The 14,990-nt window shown below is 70.6% G+C and carries 15 protein-coding genes; 14 read left to right on the top strand and 1 reads right to left on the bottom strand.

The features are described from left to right. Nucleotides 1–23: 23 nt before the first annotated feature. A complete protein-coding gene (gene uidA, locus ACFYXF_RS13635) occupies nucleotides 24–1,817 on the top strand; it encodes a beta-glucuronidase (protein WP_389349715.1) in 1,794 nt (597 codons plus the stop codon). Between the two features lie 14 nt (nucleotides 1,818–1,831). On the opposite strand, the gene ACFYXF_RS13630 is transcribed toward uidA, so the two are convergent. Next, the gene (locus tag ACFYXF_RS13630) at nucleotides 1,832–2,443 is read right to left on the bottom strand and encodes a TetR/AcrR family transcriptional regulator (protein ID WP_389349714.1); all 612 of its coding nucleotides are present in this window, start codon (nucleotides 2,441–2,443) and stop codon (nucleotides 1,832–1,834) included. Nucleotides 2,444–2,587: 144 nt separating this feature from the next. Between ACFYXF_RS13630 and ACFYXF_RS13625 the strand changes: the two genes are divergently transcribed. From ACFYXF_RS13625 to ACFYXF_RS13565, 13 genes are all read left to right on the top strand, one after another. Next, nucleotides 2,588–4,945, top strand: a complete 2,358-nt coding sequence (locus tag ACFYXF_RS13625; RefSeq protein ID WP_389349713.1) for a xanthine dehydrogenase family protein molybdopterin-binding subunit — start codon at nucleotides 2,588–2,590, stop codon at nucleotides 4,943–4,945. Beyond that, nucleotides 4,942–5,817 (top strand): FAD binding domain-containing protein, encoded by an 876-nt coding sequence (locus ACFYXF_RS13620; RefSeq protein WP_389349712.1) that lies wholly within the window; start codon nucleotides 4,942–4,944, stop codon nucleotides 5,815–5,817. The genes ACFYXF_RS13625 and ACFYXF_RS13620 overlap by 4 nt, the downstream gene beginning before the upstream one ends. Continuing rightward, on the top strand, nucleotides 5,810–6,289 hold the full coding sequence (locus tag ACFYXF_RS13615) for a (2Fe-2S)-binding protein (protein ID WP_389349711.1): 480 nt from the start codon (nucleotides 5,810–5,812) through the stop codon (nucleotides 6,287–6,289). Before ACFYXF_RS13620 ends, ACFYXF_RS13615 begins: the two co-directional genes overlap by 8 nt. Continuing rightward, nucleotides 6,286–6,975, top strand: a complete 690-nt coding sequence (locus ACFYXF_RS13610; protein ID WP_389349710.1) for an SRPBCC domain-containing protein — start codon at nucleotides 6,286–6,288, stop codon at nucleotides 6,973–6,975. The genes ACFYXF_RS13615 and ACFYXF_RS13610 overlap by 4 nt, the downstream gene beginning before the upstream one ends. Nucleotides 6,976–7,048: 73 nt before the next feature. Continuing rightward, nucleotides 7,049–7,885: a mycofactocin-coupled SDR family oxidoreductase gene (locus ACFYXF_RS13605; protein WP_389349709.1), complete on the top strand. Its 837-nt coding sequence runs from the start codon at nucleotides 7,049–7,051 to the stop codon at nucleotides 7,883–7,885. A 26-nt stretch (nucleotides 7,886–7,911) separates the two neighbouring features. Further along, nucleotides 7,912–9,105 carry a cytochrome P450 gene (locus ACFYXF_RS13600; RefSeq protein WP_389349708.1) on the top strand — a complete coding sequence of 398 codons (1,194 nt, stop codon included), beginning with the start codon at nucleotides 7,912–7,914 and terminating at the stop codon, nucleotides 9,103–9,105. Then, nucleotides 9,102–9,338 carry a ferredoxin gene (locus tag ACFYXF_RS13595; protein WP_389349707.1) on the top strand — a complete coding sequence of 79 codons (237 nt, stop codon included), beginning with the start codon at nucleotides 9,102–9,104 and terminating at the stop codon, nucleotides 9,336–9,338. Before ACFYXF_RS13600 ends, ACFYXF_RS13595 begins: the two co-directional genes overlap by 4 nt. A gap of 86 nt (nucleotides 9,339–9,424) precedes the next feature. Beyond that, on the top strand, nucleotides 9,425–10,027 hold the full coding sequence (locus ACFYXF_RS13590; RefSeq protein WP_389349706.1) for a TetR/AcrR family transcriptional regulator: 603 nt from the start codon (nucleotides 9,425–9,427) through the stop codon (nucleotides 10,025–10,027). Nucleotides 10,028–10,072: 45 nt separating this feature from the next. After that, nucleotides 10,073–10,858: an SDR family oxidoreductase gene (locus ACFYXF_RS13585; protein WP_389349705.1), complete on the top strand. Its 786-nt coding sequence runs from the start codon at nucleotides 10,073–10,075 to the stop codon at nucleotides 10,856–10,858. Continuing rightward, nucleotides 10,855–11,631, top strand: a complete 777-nt coding sequence (locus tag ACFYXF_RS13580) for an SDR family oxidoreductase (protein ID WP_389349704.1) — start codon at nucleotides 10,855–10,857, stop codon at nucleotides 11,629–11,631. Before ACFYXF_RS13585 ends, ACFYXF_RS13580 begins: the two co-directional genes overlap by 4 nt. 64 nt (nucleotides 11,632–11,695) lie before the next feature. Next, nucleotides 11,696–12,550 (top strand): NAD(P)-dependent oxidoreductase, encoded by an 855-nt coding sequence (locus ACFYXF_RS13575; RefSeq protein WP_389349703.1) that lies wholly within the window; start codon nucleotides 11,696–11,698, stop codon nucleotides 12,548–12,550. 72 nt (nucleotides 12,551–12,622) lie between these two features. Further along, nucleotides 12,623–14,104 carry an aldehyde dehydrogenase family protein gene (locus ACFYXF_RS13570; RefSeq protein ID WP_389349702.1) on the top strand — a complete coding sequence of 494 codons (1,482 nt, stop codon included), beginning with the start codon at nucleotides 12,623–12,625 and terminating at the stop codon, nucleotides 14,102–14,104. 41 nt (nucleotides 14,105–14,145) lie between these two features. Then, nucleotides 14,146–14,925: a carboxymuconolactone decarboxylase family protein gene (locus tag ACFYXF_RS13565; protein ID WP_389349701.1), complete on the top strand. Its 780-nt coding sequence runs from the start codon at nucleotides 14,146–14,148 to the stop codon at nucleotides 14,923–14,925. Nucleotides 14,926–14,990 lie beyond the last annotated feature (65 nt).

Below are 14,990 nucleotides of genomic sequence, written 5' to 3'. Positions count from 1 at the left end.
TCCCCACACCGGAGAGGAACCCGATGCTGAAACCCCGGCCCACCGCCACTCGCGAACTGGTGAACCTCGACGGAATCTGGAAGTTCGCCGTCGACACGGCCGTGGGAGAGCGCCCCTGGACCGGCCCGCTGGCCACCGAACTCGAAGCCCCGGTGCCGGCCAGCTACAACGACCTGTTCGCCGACAGCGCGATCCGTGACCACGTCGGCCGGGTCTGGTACCAGCGCCGGGTGCGCGTGCCGCGCGGCTGGGGGGACGACCGTGTCATCCTGCGCGTCGACGCCGCCACGCACGAGGGAAGCGTGTACGTCGACGACGTCCTGGTCGCCGAACACGTCGGCGGCTACACGCCCTTCGAGGCCGACATCACCGAGAACGTACGCCCCGGTCAGGAGTTCCGGCTCACGATCGGGGTCAAGAACGAGCTGACCAACACCACCATCCCGCCCGGCACGATCACCGTGAGCCAGGACGGCCGCAGGAAGCAGACGTATCTGCACGACTTCTACAACTACGCGGGCCTCGCCCGCTCGGTGTGGCTGCACAGCGTGCCCGCCGTGCACATCGACGACATCACGATCGTGACCGGCCTCGACGGCACCACCGGAACGGTCGGGTACGAGGTCGTCACCAGCACGCCCGCCCCGGTCCGCGTCCGTGTCCTGGACGCGTCGGGAGCCGAGGTGGCGGCGGCCGACGGGGCGAGCGGCACCGTACGGATCGACGACGTGACACCGTGGCGACCGGGCGCGGCCCACCTGTACGACCTCGTCGCCGATGTCGTGGACGGCGACCAGGTGGTGGACACCTACGCCCAGCCCTTCGGCGTGCGCACGGTCGAGGTCAGAGGTGCCCAGTTCCTCATCAACGGCGAGCCGTTCTACTTCACCGGTTTCGGCAGGCACGAGGACACCCCGGTGCGCGGCAAGGGCCACGACGACGCCTATCTCGTGCACGACTTCCAGCTCATGGAGTGGGCCGGCGCCAACTCCTTCCGCACCTCGCACTATCCGTACGCCGAAGAGGTCATGGAGTTCGCGGACCGGCACGGCATCGTCGTCATCGACGAGACGGCGGCCGTGGGCCTGAACCTGGCCGTGGAGGGCGGGCTGACGGGTACTCCGCCACGCCCCACCTTCTCGCCCGACACCATCAACGACGACACCCGCGCCGCCCACGCCCAGGCGATCAGGGAGCTCGTCGCCCGCGACAAGAACCATCCCAGCGTGGTGATGTGGTGCATCGCCAACGAGCCGTCCTCCAACGAGGAGGGCGCCCGCGAATACTTCGAGCCGCTCGTCGAACTCACCCGCAAGCTCGACCCCACGCGCCCCCTCTGCTACGCCGCCGTCATGTTCGCGACGTCCGACAACGACCGCATCGCCGACCTGTTCGACGTCCTGTGCGTCAACCGCTACTACGGCTGGTACATCGCCACCGGCGACCTGGCCACCGCGGAGACGTACCTGGAGGGCGATCTGCGCGGCTGGGCCGCGAAGTTCGGCAAGCCGATCATCATGAGCGAGTACGGGGCGGACACCCTGCCGGGGCTGCACTCGGTGTGGGACCCGCCGTGGACGGAGGAGTACCAGTCCGCCTATCTGGCCGCGTACCACCGGGTCTTCGACCGGATGGAAGCGGTCGTCGGCGAACACGTCTGGAACTTCGCCGACTTCCAGACCTCGAACGGTATCCATCGGGTCGACGGCAACAGGAAGGGCGTCTTCACCCGGGACCGACGGCCGAAGACGGCGGCCCGTGCCCTGCGGGAGCGCTGGCGAGGACTCGACGGCCGTAAGCCCTCGGCCGGGACGTGACCACCTGCTCGTGATCACTCGCTCGCCGCTGGGCCACGGCCGGGAGCAGGGGTGCCCTCGAACCGCTGGAGCAGCTGCTCCACGAGGGCCTCGGTCTCCGCGTGCCCGCCGGTCATGCCCAGGCCCCTCTCGATCACGAGGACCCGGGCGAGAGCGGTGGTGAGGACGAGCAGCGCGACGGGAGGGACATCGGGGAGCGGGAGGCACTCCTCGGCGGCCTTCCTGGTGAGGATCTCGACCTGGAGCCGGCGGTAGCGCTCGGCGTGCTCGGCCAGTTCGGCACGGATGGCCTTGCGGTGGTTGGCGAGGGCCATGAACTCCGAGGTGAGGGCGGCGCCGGGCTGGCTGCTCATGTCCCACAGGGCACGCAGCGGCTGAGGGGAGTCGAGTACACGCGCCGAGGTCTCCAGCTCCTCCTCGGCGCGGCGTCGCAGTACGGCGAGGAGGAGGTCGTCGAGGGTGCGGAAGTAGTACAGCACCAGCGCCGGGGCGACCTCGGCCTCGCGTGCCACCCGGCGGATGCCCACGGAGGCGTAGCCCTCCCTGAGCATCAGCCGCTCGGTGACATCGAGCAGTTGTCGGCGCGTCTTGGAGCTCTCGGTGCCCATACGGCGAGGCGCAGTCATGCCGCTCATTGTCCTTGACGGCGCCGAGAGGCGGTGTTAAACAGTTGTTCAGCGCTTGTGTTGAACACTCGTTCAGCGCCCGGACGCTCGGGCCGATCCACCCCTACCTGACGGTCACATCGAGGTGAACGGAGGGCCAGACCGATGGCACGGACCACAGACGACGCGGCGCCGGACCACCGCTACACGGGCACCCGCACCCTGCGGGTCGAGGATCCGCGGTTGCTGACCGGCACCGGCACCTACGTCGACGACATCGTCCGCCCCGGCATGCTGCACGCCTGCTTCGTCCGCAGCCCCGTCGCCCGAGCCCGTATCGCCGGTGTCGATGTGTCGGAGGCGCTCCAACTGGACGGCGTACACGCCGTGTTCGTCGCGCAGGACCTCAACCCCGGTCTGCGCGAGCAGTGGTACTCGCTGAACGGGCGGGACGACCCGGACACGCCCCGTCCGCCGCTCGCCGAGGGCGAGGTGAGGTTCGTCGGTGATCCGGTGGCGATGGTCGTCGCCGTGGACCGCTACACGGCCGAGGACGCGGCCGAGCTGGTCGTCGTCGACTACGACGAGCTCCTGCCGGTCGTCGACTACGCCACGGCGCTGGAGTCCGCCGAGTCGGTGCACGCGACACATCCCGGCAATCTGGTGGGGCGGCTCGGCGGGCGCCCGATGGAGGATCTCGCGCCGGTCTTCGAAAGCGCGCCGCACGTGGTGAGCGTGACCGTCCACCAGCAGTCCTACGGCCCGGTGCCGATGGAGACACGCGGGATCGTCGCCGAATGGTCGGCGCCCGCCGGTGAGATGGCGATCTGGGCGGCGACCCAGTCCCCGCACGAGGTCCGCTCCTTCTGCGCGCGTCTGCTCGGCATCGACGAGCACCGGGTGCGGGTGGTCATGCGCGACACCGGCGGCGGGTTCGGGCAGAAGGTCCTGCCGCAGCGCGAGGACATGTGCGTCATGCTGGCGGCGGTCAGGCTGCCCGCCGCCCTGAAGTGGATCGAGGACCGCCAGGAACATCTGCTGGCGGCCGGCCAGGCGCGTCACGAGCACGGCGAGGCGCGGATGGCCCTCGACGGCGAGGGCCGGATCCTGGCTGCCACCCTCGACCACGTCCAGGACGCGGGGGCCTACCCCACGCCGTCCCCCGTCCAGAGCGGCATCGCCGTCGGCATGCTGTTCCCCGGCCCGTACCGCATCCCCGAGGGCACCTTCTCGTCCCGCTTCGTGTTCTCCAACACCAGCGGCCGGGTTGCCTATCGCGGACCCTGGCAGTTCGAGTCGATGGCACGCGAGGTCCTGCTCGACACAGCCGCGCGCCGCCTGGGCATGGACCCGGTGGAACTGCGGCGCCGGAACATGCTGCGCCGCGAGGACCTGCCGACGGTGAACTTCAACGGCATGCCCTACGACGACATCACGCCGTACGAGACCTTCGAACAGGCCCTGGAGATGCTCGACCACCCGGCCTTCCGGCGCGAGCAGGAACAGGCCCGCGCCCAGGGCCGCTACCTCGGCGTCGGCACCTGTACGTATGTCGAACCGACCGCGGGCGCCACGCCGTTCCACGGCACCGAGGGCGCGACCATCCGGATCGAGCCCTCCGGCAAGGTCAACGTCTACGTCGCCGGCGGATCGTGCGGCAACAGCCTGGAGACCACGGTCGTCCAGCTCACCGCCGACGCGCTCGGGGTCGCCATCGAGGACGTGAGCAGCATCCAGGGCGACACCGCGGTCACCCCGTTCGGCAGCGGAACCGGCGGCAGCCGCTCGGGCCCCATGACCGCCGGCGCCATCGCCGAGACCGCCGCCGGATTACGGACCCGCATCCTGGAGATCGCCGCGCACCGGCTCGAAGTCGCCGTCGACGACGTGGAGTTCGTGCGCGGCCGGGCGTCGGTGAAGGACAGGCCCACGAAGGGACTGACCCTGGCCGAGATCGCCGACATCGCCTACTTCCAGGTCCACGCCCTGCCACCGGGCATGCCGGCCGGCCTGGAGGCCAGCGGCCGCTACCGCACACCGCACCTCATGATCTGGGCCAACGCGACGCACCTGTGCACCTGCGAGGTGGACGTGGTGACCGGCGCGGTGAAACTGCTCCGGTACATCGTCAGCGAGGACTGCGGGCCCATGATCAACCCCAGTGTGGTGGAGGGCCAGATCTTCGGCGGCACCGTCCAGGGGATCGGCGGCGCCCTCTACGAACACCTCGTCTACGACGACGACGGCAACCCTCTCACCACCACCTTCATGGACTACCTGCTCCCCACGGCCGCCGACGTGCCCACCATCGAACTCGGGCACATCGAGACACCGGGCCCAGGACCCGGCGGTCACAAGGGTGTGGGGGAGGGCGGCGCGATCGGTTCCGCCCCGGCCGTCGTGAACGCGGTCGCCGACGCCCTCGCACCGTTGGGTGTGGAGATCACCCGGCTGCCGTTGACGCCGGCGTCGATCGTCGAACTGCTCGAGCAGGCCCGGCTACGAGGGACGGTGACCGCGTGAAGCCCGCTCGGTTCGAGTATCACGCCCCCGCCGACGTCGAGGAGGCCGTCGCCCTTCTCGCCGGCCTCGGGGACGAGGCGAAGGCCATCGCCGGCGGCCAGAGCCTGGTTCCCATGCTGGCGCTCCGGCTCGCGGCCTTCGGGCACCTCGTCGATCTGCGCCGACTGGACGAGCTGAGGGGCATCGAGCACCGGGGCCGGGCGGTGTGGATCGGTGCGGGAACGACCCAGGCCACCATCCAGCGCTCGGACGAGGTACGTACCGCGGTACCGCTGCTCGCCCGTGCCACACCGCTGATCGGCCACTTCCAGATCCGCAGCCGTGGCACCGTGGGAGGCTCGCTCGCCCACGCCGACGCGGCGGCCGAATATCCCGCGGTGGCGCTGACCCTGGACGCCGAACTCGAAGCGCTGTCTCCGCGCGGACGCCGAGTCATCCCCGCCGCGCGATTCCTCACCGGTACCTGGAGCACCGCACTGGCGGAGGACGAACTGCTCACGGGTGTCGTCTTCCCTGCCCGGCAGGGCCGTTGTGGCTTCGCCGTGGAGGAATTCGCCCGCCGGAGCGGGGACTTCGCGATCGCCGGTGCCGCCGTCGCCGTGGGCCTCGGTACCGACGGGCGCATCGACCGGTGCGCCATCGGTCTGTTCGGACTCGGGCCGACCGCGTGCCGGGCCCCGGAGGCGGAGCAGGCACTCGTCGGTTCCGAGCCCGCCGAGGAGACCGCCGACGACATCGGGCACTCCGCGATGTCGGGCCTCGACTCGGTTCCCTCCGATCTGCACGGATCGGCCGACTTTCGAAGGCGCGTGGGGGCGGCCATGGTGGCCCGCGCCTGGCGGCACGCCGTACAGGAGGCACTCCATGACTGACATCGGCATCCGGATACGGGTCAACGGCGTCCCGCGCCGCGACACCGTGCCGCCCCGGCTCACCCTCGCCGACTTCCTGCGCGTCAACTGCGGCCTGACCGGAACGCACCTGGGCTGCGAGCACGGAGTCTGCGGCACCTGCACGGTGCTGCTGGACGGCGAGGCCGTCCGCGCCTGCCTGGTGTTCGCCGTGCAGGCCGACGGCGCCGAGGTGACAACAGTCGAAGGGCTCGCCGCACCCAACGGTGAACTCTCCTTCGTCCAGGCGGCGTTCCGCGAACACCACGGACTGCAGTGCGGGTTCTGCACCCCGGGGTTCGTGGTCTCGGTCACCGCGTTCCTGGCCGAGAACCCCAAGCCCACCGATGAGGAGATCCGCGAAGCCCTGTCCGGGAACTTGTGCCGCTGCACCGGCTACCAGGGGATCGTCAACGCCGTCCGGGCTGCCGCCGAGACGACGGACTCCGCATGAAACTGCAGAACACCCTCAGCATTCCCGTGGCGGCGGACGAGGCCTGGCGGGTCCTGCTCGACATCGAGCGCGTCGCCCCCTGTGTCCCCGGGGCGACGCTCACCTCCCGGGAAGGCGACACCTACCAGGGGAGGATCAAGGTCAAGCTCGGCCCGGTCGGCCTGACCTACACGGGCACGGTCAAGTTCCTGTCGCGGAACGAGACGGACAGGACCGTGGTCCTGGAGGCCGGCGGCAGGGAGACGCGCGGCAACGGGACCGCGAAGGCCCTGGTGACCTGCCGTCTGGTCGGCTCCGGTGAGAACTCCACCGACGTGTTCGTGGAAACCGACCTCGCCATCACGGGCAAGCCCGCCCAGTTCGGCCGCGGCACCCTCGCCGAGGTCGCCGGCACCCTCATCGACCGGTTCGCCAAGAACCTCGCCGGCGAACTGGCCACGATCCCGCCGGTCGCCGGTGATCCGCCGGCCGACGCCCCGGCAGAAGCCGGCGGCACCGGGCCGGCGGCACCGTCCGGCCGCAGCGAGCCCCCCGCCGCCGTACCACCGCGCACCGCCGAACCCATCGACCTCATCGACGCGGCCGGCGCCAGTGTCCTCAAGCGCCTCGCGCCGCCCGCCACCGCACTCGCCGCGCTGCTGCTCCTCGTGCTCGTCCTGCGCGGCCGTCGACGTACCGACCGGTGATCCGGCCTCCCCGCCACCGTCACCCGACCCGACACCCAACACCCGACACCCAACCCAGGAAAGCGAGGCAGTCATGCCCGGACGAGTCGAAGGCAAAGTCGCCTTCATCACCGGCGCCGCACGCGGCCAGGGCCGCAGCCACGCCGTACGGCTGGCCGAGGAGGGCGCCGACATCATCGCCGTCGACGTCTGCAAGCAGCTGGACGGCGTGACGTTCCCCATGTCCACGCCCGAGGACCTGGAGGAGACGGTCAACCAGGTGCAGAAGCTGGGCCGGCGCATCCACGCCGTGCAGGCGGACGTCCGCGACCACGATGCGCTCAAGGCGGCGGTGGACGACGGCGTCGCCGAACTCGGACGACTGGACATCGTCGTGGCCAACGCGGGGCTCGGCAGCGACGGCGCCACGCTCGACGTCATGGACGAGAAGACCTGGCGAGACATGATCGACGTCAACCTGACCGGCGTATGGCTGTCCACCAAGGTGTCGACGCCGCACATCGTCGCGGGCGGCCGGGGCGGCTCGGTCGTCCTGACCAGCTCCGTGGGCGGCCTCAAGGGCTACGCGAACATCGGCCACTACATCGCCGCCAAGCACGGCGTGGTGGGACTGATGCGCACCATGGCCGGGGAGTTGGGGCAGCACGCCATCCGCGTCAACACGCTGCATCCCACCCAGGTCAACACGCCGATGGTGATGCACGAAGGCACCTACCGCATGTTCCGCCCCGACCTGGAGAACCCCACCGCCGACGACTTCGCCGTCGTGTCGCAAGGCATGCACGTGCTGCCCACCCCCTGGGTGGAACCCCTGGACATCAGCAACGCAGTCCTCTTCCTGGCCTCCGACGAGGCCCGTTTCGTCACCGGCGTGACGCTGCCGATCGACGCCGGCGCCCTGCTCAAGTGAGCCGCACACCACAGGGAGGTGTGTCCGTGACCACTGCCGACCCGGTCTACTGGGACCCCTACGACCCCGCACTCGCCCTCGACCCCTATCCCCTGTACGAGCGGCTGCGCGAGGAGACGCCGCTCTACCACAACGACCGGCACGACTTCTACGCCGTCACCCGCCACGCCGACGTCCAGCGCGGCCTCGCCGACTGGCAGACCTTTTCCTCCGCGCGCGGCGACATCCTGGAGATCGTCCAGGCGGACATCGAACTCCCGCCCGGCACCCTCATCTTCGAGGACCCGCCCGTCCACGACATCCACCGCCGTCTGCTCGCCCGGGTGTTCACCCCCCGCCGGCTCGCCGGCCTGGAGCCACGGGTACGGGCCTTCTGCCGACGCGCGTTGGAACCGGTGACCGGCGCCGACCGGTTCGACCTCGTCGAGGCCGTCGGCGCCGAGATGCCGATGCGGGTGATCGGGATGCTCCTGGGCATCCCCGAGGCCGACCAGCCCGCCATCCGCGACCGCACCGACGAGACGCTGAACACCCAGGACGGCGGAAAGATCGACAAGGAGGACATCCTCAGCACCGAGGCGTTCCGCGACTACATCGAGTGGCGCAAGCAGCACCCCTCGGACGACCTCATGACGGAGCTGATGACCGCCGAGTTCGAGGACGAGAAGGGCGTCACGCGCACCCTCACCGACGAGGAGGTCCTGACGTACTGCACGGTGGTCGCCGGCGCCGGCAACGAGACCACGGGCCGTCTCATCGGCTGGTTCGGCGCCCTGATGGCCCGCTACCCCGAAGCACGCCGTGAGCTCGCGGCCGACCCGTCCCTCATTCCGAACGCCGTCGAGGAGATCCTGCGCTTCGAACCGACGGGGCCGTTCACCGCACGTCACGTGACCAAGGACGTGGAGCTGTACGACCGTACGGTGCCGGCCGGCAGCGCCATGCTCTTCATCCAGGCCGCCGCCAACCGCGACCCCCGGCGTTTCCCCGACCCGGCCCGGTTCGACATCCACCGGGTCACCCAGCACCTGAGCTTCGGCGTCGGTGCCCACTACTGCCTGGGCGCGGCTCTGGCCAGGCTGGAGGGCCGGGTGGCGGCGGAGGAGATCCTTCAGCGGTTCCCGGACTGGGACGTGGACTGGGGCCACGCGGAGCTGGCACAGACCTCGACCGTCCGCGGCTGGAAGACACTGCCGCTGGTCGTCGGAGGAGCCCGATGACGGCCGCCCGGTGGAGCGTCGAGGTCGACAAACGGGTGTGTGTCCGTACGGGTCTGTGTGCGGCCTCCGCACCGGAGGAGTTCGACCTCGACGAGGACGGGCAGGGACGCGCGAGATCCGGGACGCTGCCGGCTTCCGAAGAGGTGCTCGAAGTGGCCGAGTCGTGCCCGATCGAGGCCATCGGCATCACGGACGCGGACACCGGCAAGCGGGTCTTCCCGCCCGGCCCCTGACGGACACACAGGTGAAGTTACGTTCACTTCATTCGGGAATGGCCTTCTCGATCTTGCGAATCATCACTTTTGATGAGGTCGGTGTCGTGGTTCAACCATCCGTGAAGGAACAGATCGTCCTGGCCGCCGGAAACGGCAACAACCCGGCGGTGCAGTACCACTTCGGCTCGAAGGAACGTCTGGTCCAGGAGATCTTCGAATACCGCCTGCCCGGCCTGAACGAGCGACGCAGGCTTCTGGTCGCCCGGCGACGCCCGGGCGATCTCAGGTCCTGGGTCGAGTGCCACATCCTGCCCGTCCTGGAGCTGGGGGAGCGGCAGGGCAGCCACTACCTGAGCTTCGTCGCGATGCTGGAGCAGCACGGCCGCAGGGATGTCTTCGACCGCCTCCCCGCCGAACTGAGCAGGCCCACAAGGGACTTCGTCGAGCGGATCGGCGGGCTGCTGGGGCACGTTCCCGAGCCGCTGCGCGGCCACCGCATCGCACAGGCCCTGGCGTTCGCGGTGCACGCCGCGTCCGAACGCGAGCGGACCCGGGCGCACGACGGGCACGTACTGCCGTTCGCCGTCCATGTCGGGGACCTGCTCGACGGCCTGGTCGGATTCCTCCAGGCCCCGGTGTCCCCGGCGACATCCGCCGCCCTCGCCGAGACCGGTCCGCAGGAACCGGCCCTGCCGCTCCACCCCTGAACACCCGCCTTCCGTCCGCGAACAGAGGAGAGGAAAGGCCGTCCGATGAGCATCGATCTGCACAACGCCGTCACGGTGGTCACGGGCGCCGGCAGCGGGATCGGCCGCGCCGCCGCCCATGCCTTCGCCCGGCGCGGCGCGCGCGTGGTGGTCACCGACCTCGTCGGCGAGCGGGCACGGACCGTCGCCGACGAACTCGGGCCCCAGGCCCTCGCCGCCGTGTGCGACGTCACCAGCCTCGACGACCTCCAAGCGGTCCGGGACACGGCGCTCGACCGCTACGGCCGCGTCGACCTGGTGATGAACAACGTCGGGATCCTGGCTGTCGGCCCCGTCGAGGACATCCCCCTCGAAGCCTGGCAACGCGTCGTCGACGTCAATCTGCTGGGCGTCGTGCGCAGCAACCTGGTCTTCCTCCCCGTCCTGCTGGAGCAGGGGTCGGGCCATCTGGTCAACACCGCCTCGACGGCGGGCCTGTTGCCCTACGGATTCGACCGGCTGCCGTACACCGCGACCAAGCACGCGGTCGTCGGACTGTCCGAAGCCCTCGCGCTGTACCTGCGCCCGCGCGGGATCGGCGTCTCGTGCCTGTGCCCGGCCGGCGTCGCCACCAACATCGTCGAACAGATCACCTTCTACGGACAACCGGCACCGCCGCGTGGGCCGGCCTTCCCCGTTCTCGATGCCGAAGCGGTCGGCGAACTCGTCGCCGACGGCGTCACCGAGGACCGCTTCCTCCTCCTCACCGCACAGGAAGCCGCCGACGAACTGCGCGAGCACGGAACCGATGTCGACGCCTACCTGTCCCGTCTGACCAAGGACGCCCTATGAGCAGCACACTCGACCGGCTCCGCCTGGACGGCAAGGTCGCCGTCGTGACCGGCGGCGCCGGCGCCATCGGCCAGGTCTACGGCCGTGCCCTCGCCGAGGCCGGCGCTGCCGTCGTCCTGGCCGACCTCGACGGTGAAGGTGCCGAGAGCGCCGCCGCGACGCTGACCTCCGACGGCCTGCGCGCACTCGGCGTACAGGTCGACATCACCGACCGCGCATCCGCGGCCGACATGGCGAAGAAGACGACCGCCGCCTTCGGCGGCATCGACATCCTGGTGAACAACGCCGCCCTCATGGCCGAGATCCCCCAGGTCGACATCCTGGACCTGCCCACGGACTGGTTCGACCGGGTCATGCGCGTGAACGTGCTGGGCGCCGTCGTGTGCGCGGGAGCGGTCAAGGCGTCGATGGTCGAGCGCGGCGGCGGGCGGATCATCAACCAGGTGTCCGCCGGTGCCTTCATGGGCGGGGGCATCTACGCGGTCAGCAAGCTCGCTCTGGTCAGCGTCACCGTCGGCCTCGCCCGCTCGCTCGGCCCGTCGGGCATCAACGTCAACGCCATCGCCCCCGGCCTGGTCGACAACGAACCAGGCCTGCGCAGCCTGCCCGTCGACCATCCCGCGCGCGCCGCTCTGGCGGCCTCCATCCCGGGCAAGAAGTCCGCGCCCGCGGAAGACCTGCTCGGCACGCTGCTCCTGCTCGCCTCCCCGGCCGGCGAATGGATCAACGGTCAGGCGATCAGCGTCGACGGCGGCTGGGTCACACGGCTGTGACCGGCACCTCCCCACCACGCACGGGCCGGAGCGTCCGAAACGGCGCGCAGAGGAAGGGACATCCATGACACGGGTCGGCTTCATAGGGCTGGGCAGCCAAGGTGCGCCGATGGCCCGCCGTATCGCGGAGGAGTCGTTTCCCCTGACGCTGTGGGCACGTCGGCGCGCGTCCACGGACGTGTTCGCCGGCACCGCCGCCACCGTGGCCGCCACACCGGCCGAGCTGGGGGCCGCGAGCGACATCGTGTGCCTGTGCGTCGTCGCCGACGCCGACGTCGAGGACGTACTCCTCAGGCCTGACGGCGTTCTGGCAGGTATGGCTCCTGGGGGAGTCGTCGCCGTCCACTCCACGATCCACCCCGACACCTGCCGGCACATCGCCGACGAGGCGGCCAGGCGCCAGGTCGCTGTCGTGGACGCCCCGGTCAGCGGCGGGGGCGGCGCCGCCGCACGGCGCGGGCTCCTGGTGATGGCCGGCGGACACGAGCCCGACGTCGAGCGCTGCCGCCCGGTGTTCGAGACCTTCGCCGACCCGGTGCTCCACCTCGGCCCCCTGGGGAGCGGTCAACTCGCCAAGCTGCTCAACAACTTCGTGTTCACCGCCCAGGTCGGCCTGTCGCTGGACACCTTCTCCTTCGCCGACGGTCTCGGCATGGACCGCGCCGCGGTCGCGCAGGTGCTGGCACACGGCAGCGGCGGCAGCCGGGCTGCGGCGATCCTGACCGCGTCCGGCTTCGACACCACCGGGCTGCACAAGGCCCTGCCGCTGCTGCGCAAGGACGTCGGCATCATGCTCGACGTCGCCGACACGGCCAGAAGCCCACGACCCCGGGTCCTGGCGAACCTGGCCGCGCACACGCTGTCGACGCTGGCCGGGCCTCCGGTGACCCGAGCACCCCGTCCCCGGGCGGGTCGCTGATTTCCGGTGTCCAGACATCCAGTTGCAGTGCTTGGCACCGCCCCACCCGGACGACACCAAGGCGGAACCGACATGACCTCCTCCCCAGCCCTGTCCCACGACCTCGGCACCACCGGCCCCCTCGTCGACGGAACCTGGCTCGACCGGACGTCCGCCGGCCAGATGGACCACGTCAACCCCGCGACCGCCCGAGCGAACGGCACCGTCCTGCTGAGCGGACCTCAGGAAGTCGACGCCGCCGTAGCCGCGGCCAAAGCCGCCTTCCCCGCATGGCGGGCGATGTCCCCGGACGAACGCCGCCGCATCCTCCAGCGCGTGGAGGCGCTGATGCTGGAGCGCGTCTCCGAACTCGGGCGGCTCAACACCCTCGAACTCGGCGTCCCCTTCCGTATGTCGGCGGCGCTGGCGCACCTGTGCGCGGGATGGTTCGGCTACTACGCGGGCTGGGCCGACAAGATCGAGGGCGCGACGATTCCGCCGAGCCCGCGGATGGTCCCCGGCCTCGACTACACCGTCCCGGAGCCGTACGGGGTCATCGGCGTCATCCTGACCTGGAACGGTCCGATCATGTCGGTCGGCATGAAGATCGCCCCCGCGCTCGCGGCCGGGAACTGTGTCGTGGTCAAGGCCCCCGAACTGGCCCCCTTCACCGTGGCCCGGTTCGCCGAGATCGCCCTGGAGGCCGGGATCCCGCCGGGCGTGCTGCACGTCCTGCCCGGCGGCCCCGAGGCAGGCGACCGCCTGGTCCGGCACCCCGACGTCGCGAAGATCTCCTTCACCGGCGGGATCCCGACAGCCAAGAAGATCCTCGACGCGGCACGCCACACGCTCAAGCCGGTCCTGCTCGAACTGGGCGGAAAGACGGCGAACATCGTCTTCCCCGACGCCGACCTCGACGCGGCGGTCGCGGAGACGGTCCGGTCCTGCTACACGCTCTCCGGCCAGGGCTGCAACCTCACCACCCGCATGCTCGTACACCGCGACGTGTACGACCGGGTGGTCGGCTCCACCGCCGAGGCCGCCACCGCACTGCGCGTCGGGGACCCCTTCGACCAGGGGACGGCACTCGGCCCCGTCATCGGCAAGGCGGCCCACGAACGCATCCTCGGAGTGATCGAACGGGCCGCCAAGGACAGCCGGTTGGTCGCAGGCGGCCGTGCCACCAGCCCGTCCCAACTGCCACCGGACAACCGCGACGGCTACTTCATCGAACCGACGGTCCTCGCCGACGTGGATCCGCACAGCGAGGCGGCTCAGCACGAGGTGTTCGGGCCGGTGCTGTCCATCACCCCCTTCGACAGCGAGGACGAGGCGGTCGACCTGGCCAACTCCACGCCCTACGGCCTCGGCAGCGCCGTACAGACCAGCGACGTGTCACGGGTGCAGCGCATCGTGCCCCTGCTCCAGTCGGGCACCGTGCTCGTCAACGGCGCCTCGGGCCAGCCGCCGGGCGCCCCGTTCGGGGGCTACAAGCAGAGTGGCTACGGCCGTGAAGGCGGCAAGGAGGGCCTCTACGAGTTCCTCCAGACCAAGAACGTCTTCATCCGCGCGTGACGCCCACTCCCGAACCCTTTCCCGGCACCAGGAGGCACCCCATGGACCACCGCAGGGACGACGGCCGCGTGGAACGGACCTTGGCCGAGGTCATGACCACCGCCCAACCACCGGAGCCGGCCACCCCGTTCGGCCGGGCATCGCGTGACTTCCTGTTCGGTGAGGTGTGGTCGCGTCCCGGACTGAGCCGCCGGGACCGGCGCTGGGTCACGCTGACGTGCGTGGCCGCCGCCGATTCCCCCCAGCCCATCGAACAGCACGTCCACGCGGCACTCGCCGGCGGTGACATCGGACTCGAGGCCATGCTGGAGTTCGTCCTGCACTTCGCGGTGTACTGCGGCTGGCCCAAGGCCTCGCACCTGGAGGGGGCCGTCGCCCGGCAGTGGGACCGAATCCACCGCGAGCGCGGTGAGGAGACCCCGCCCTGGCCGCAGTTGACGAACGACACCCTGGGGCCCGGCGTGTGGGACGAGCGGTTGAAGCGCGGCGTGGAGGAGTTCATCGACGTCAACCTCATGCCCGCGCCGCCGACGAACTCGCCGTACCGGCAGGCCGGCATCCTCAACTTCGTGTTCGGGCACGTCTGGCAGCGACCGGGGTTGACGCGCCGGGAACGCCGGATCGTCACCGTCGCCAGCGTCGCGCTCGACGATTCGCCCGTCCCGCTGCGGACACATGTCACCTCCGCGCTCCACTCCGGCGACATCACCAAGGAGGAGATGGACGAGATCGTGCTGCAGTTCGCCGCGTACTACGGCTTCGCGAAGGGCGAGGCGCTCGCGGACGCTGTCGAGACGGCCTGGGCGTCCAAGCCCGACTGACCGGCCCCGTCCCAAGTCCGGCTGACCGTCCCCGGCGCCCCCCACGACTCGACCGGCGCGGCGGC

This window comes from Streptomyces sp. NPDC002680, from assembly GCF_042889145.1.
Lineage (GTDB): Bacteria > Actinomycetota > Actinomycetes > Streptomycetales > Streptomycetaceae > Streptomyces > Streptomyces adonidis.
Note: the sequence above shows the minus strand (reverse complement) of the source record. Positions and strands in the feature narration are given on the sequence as shown.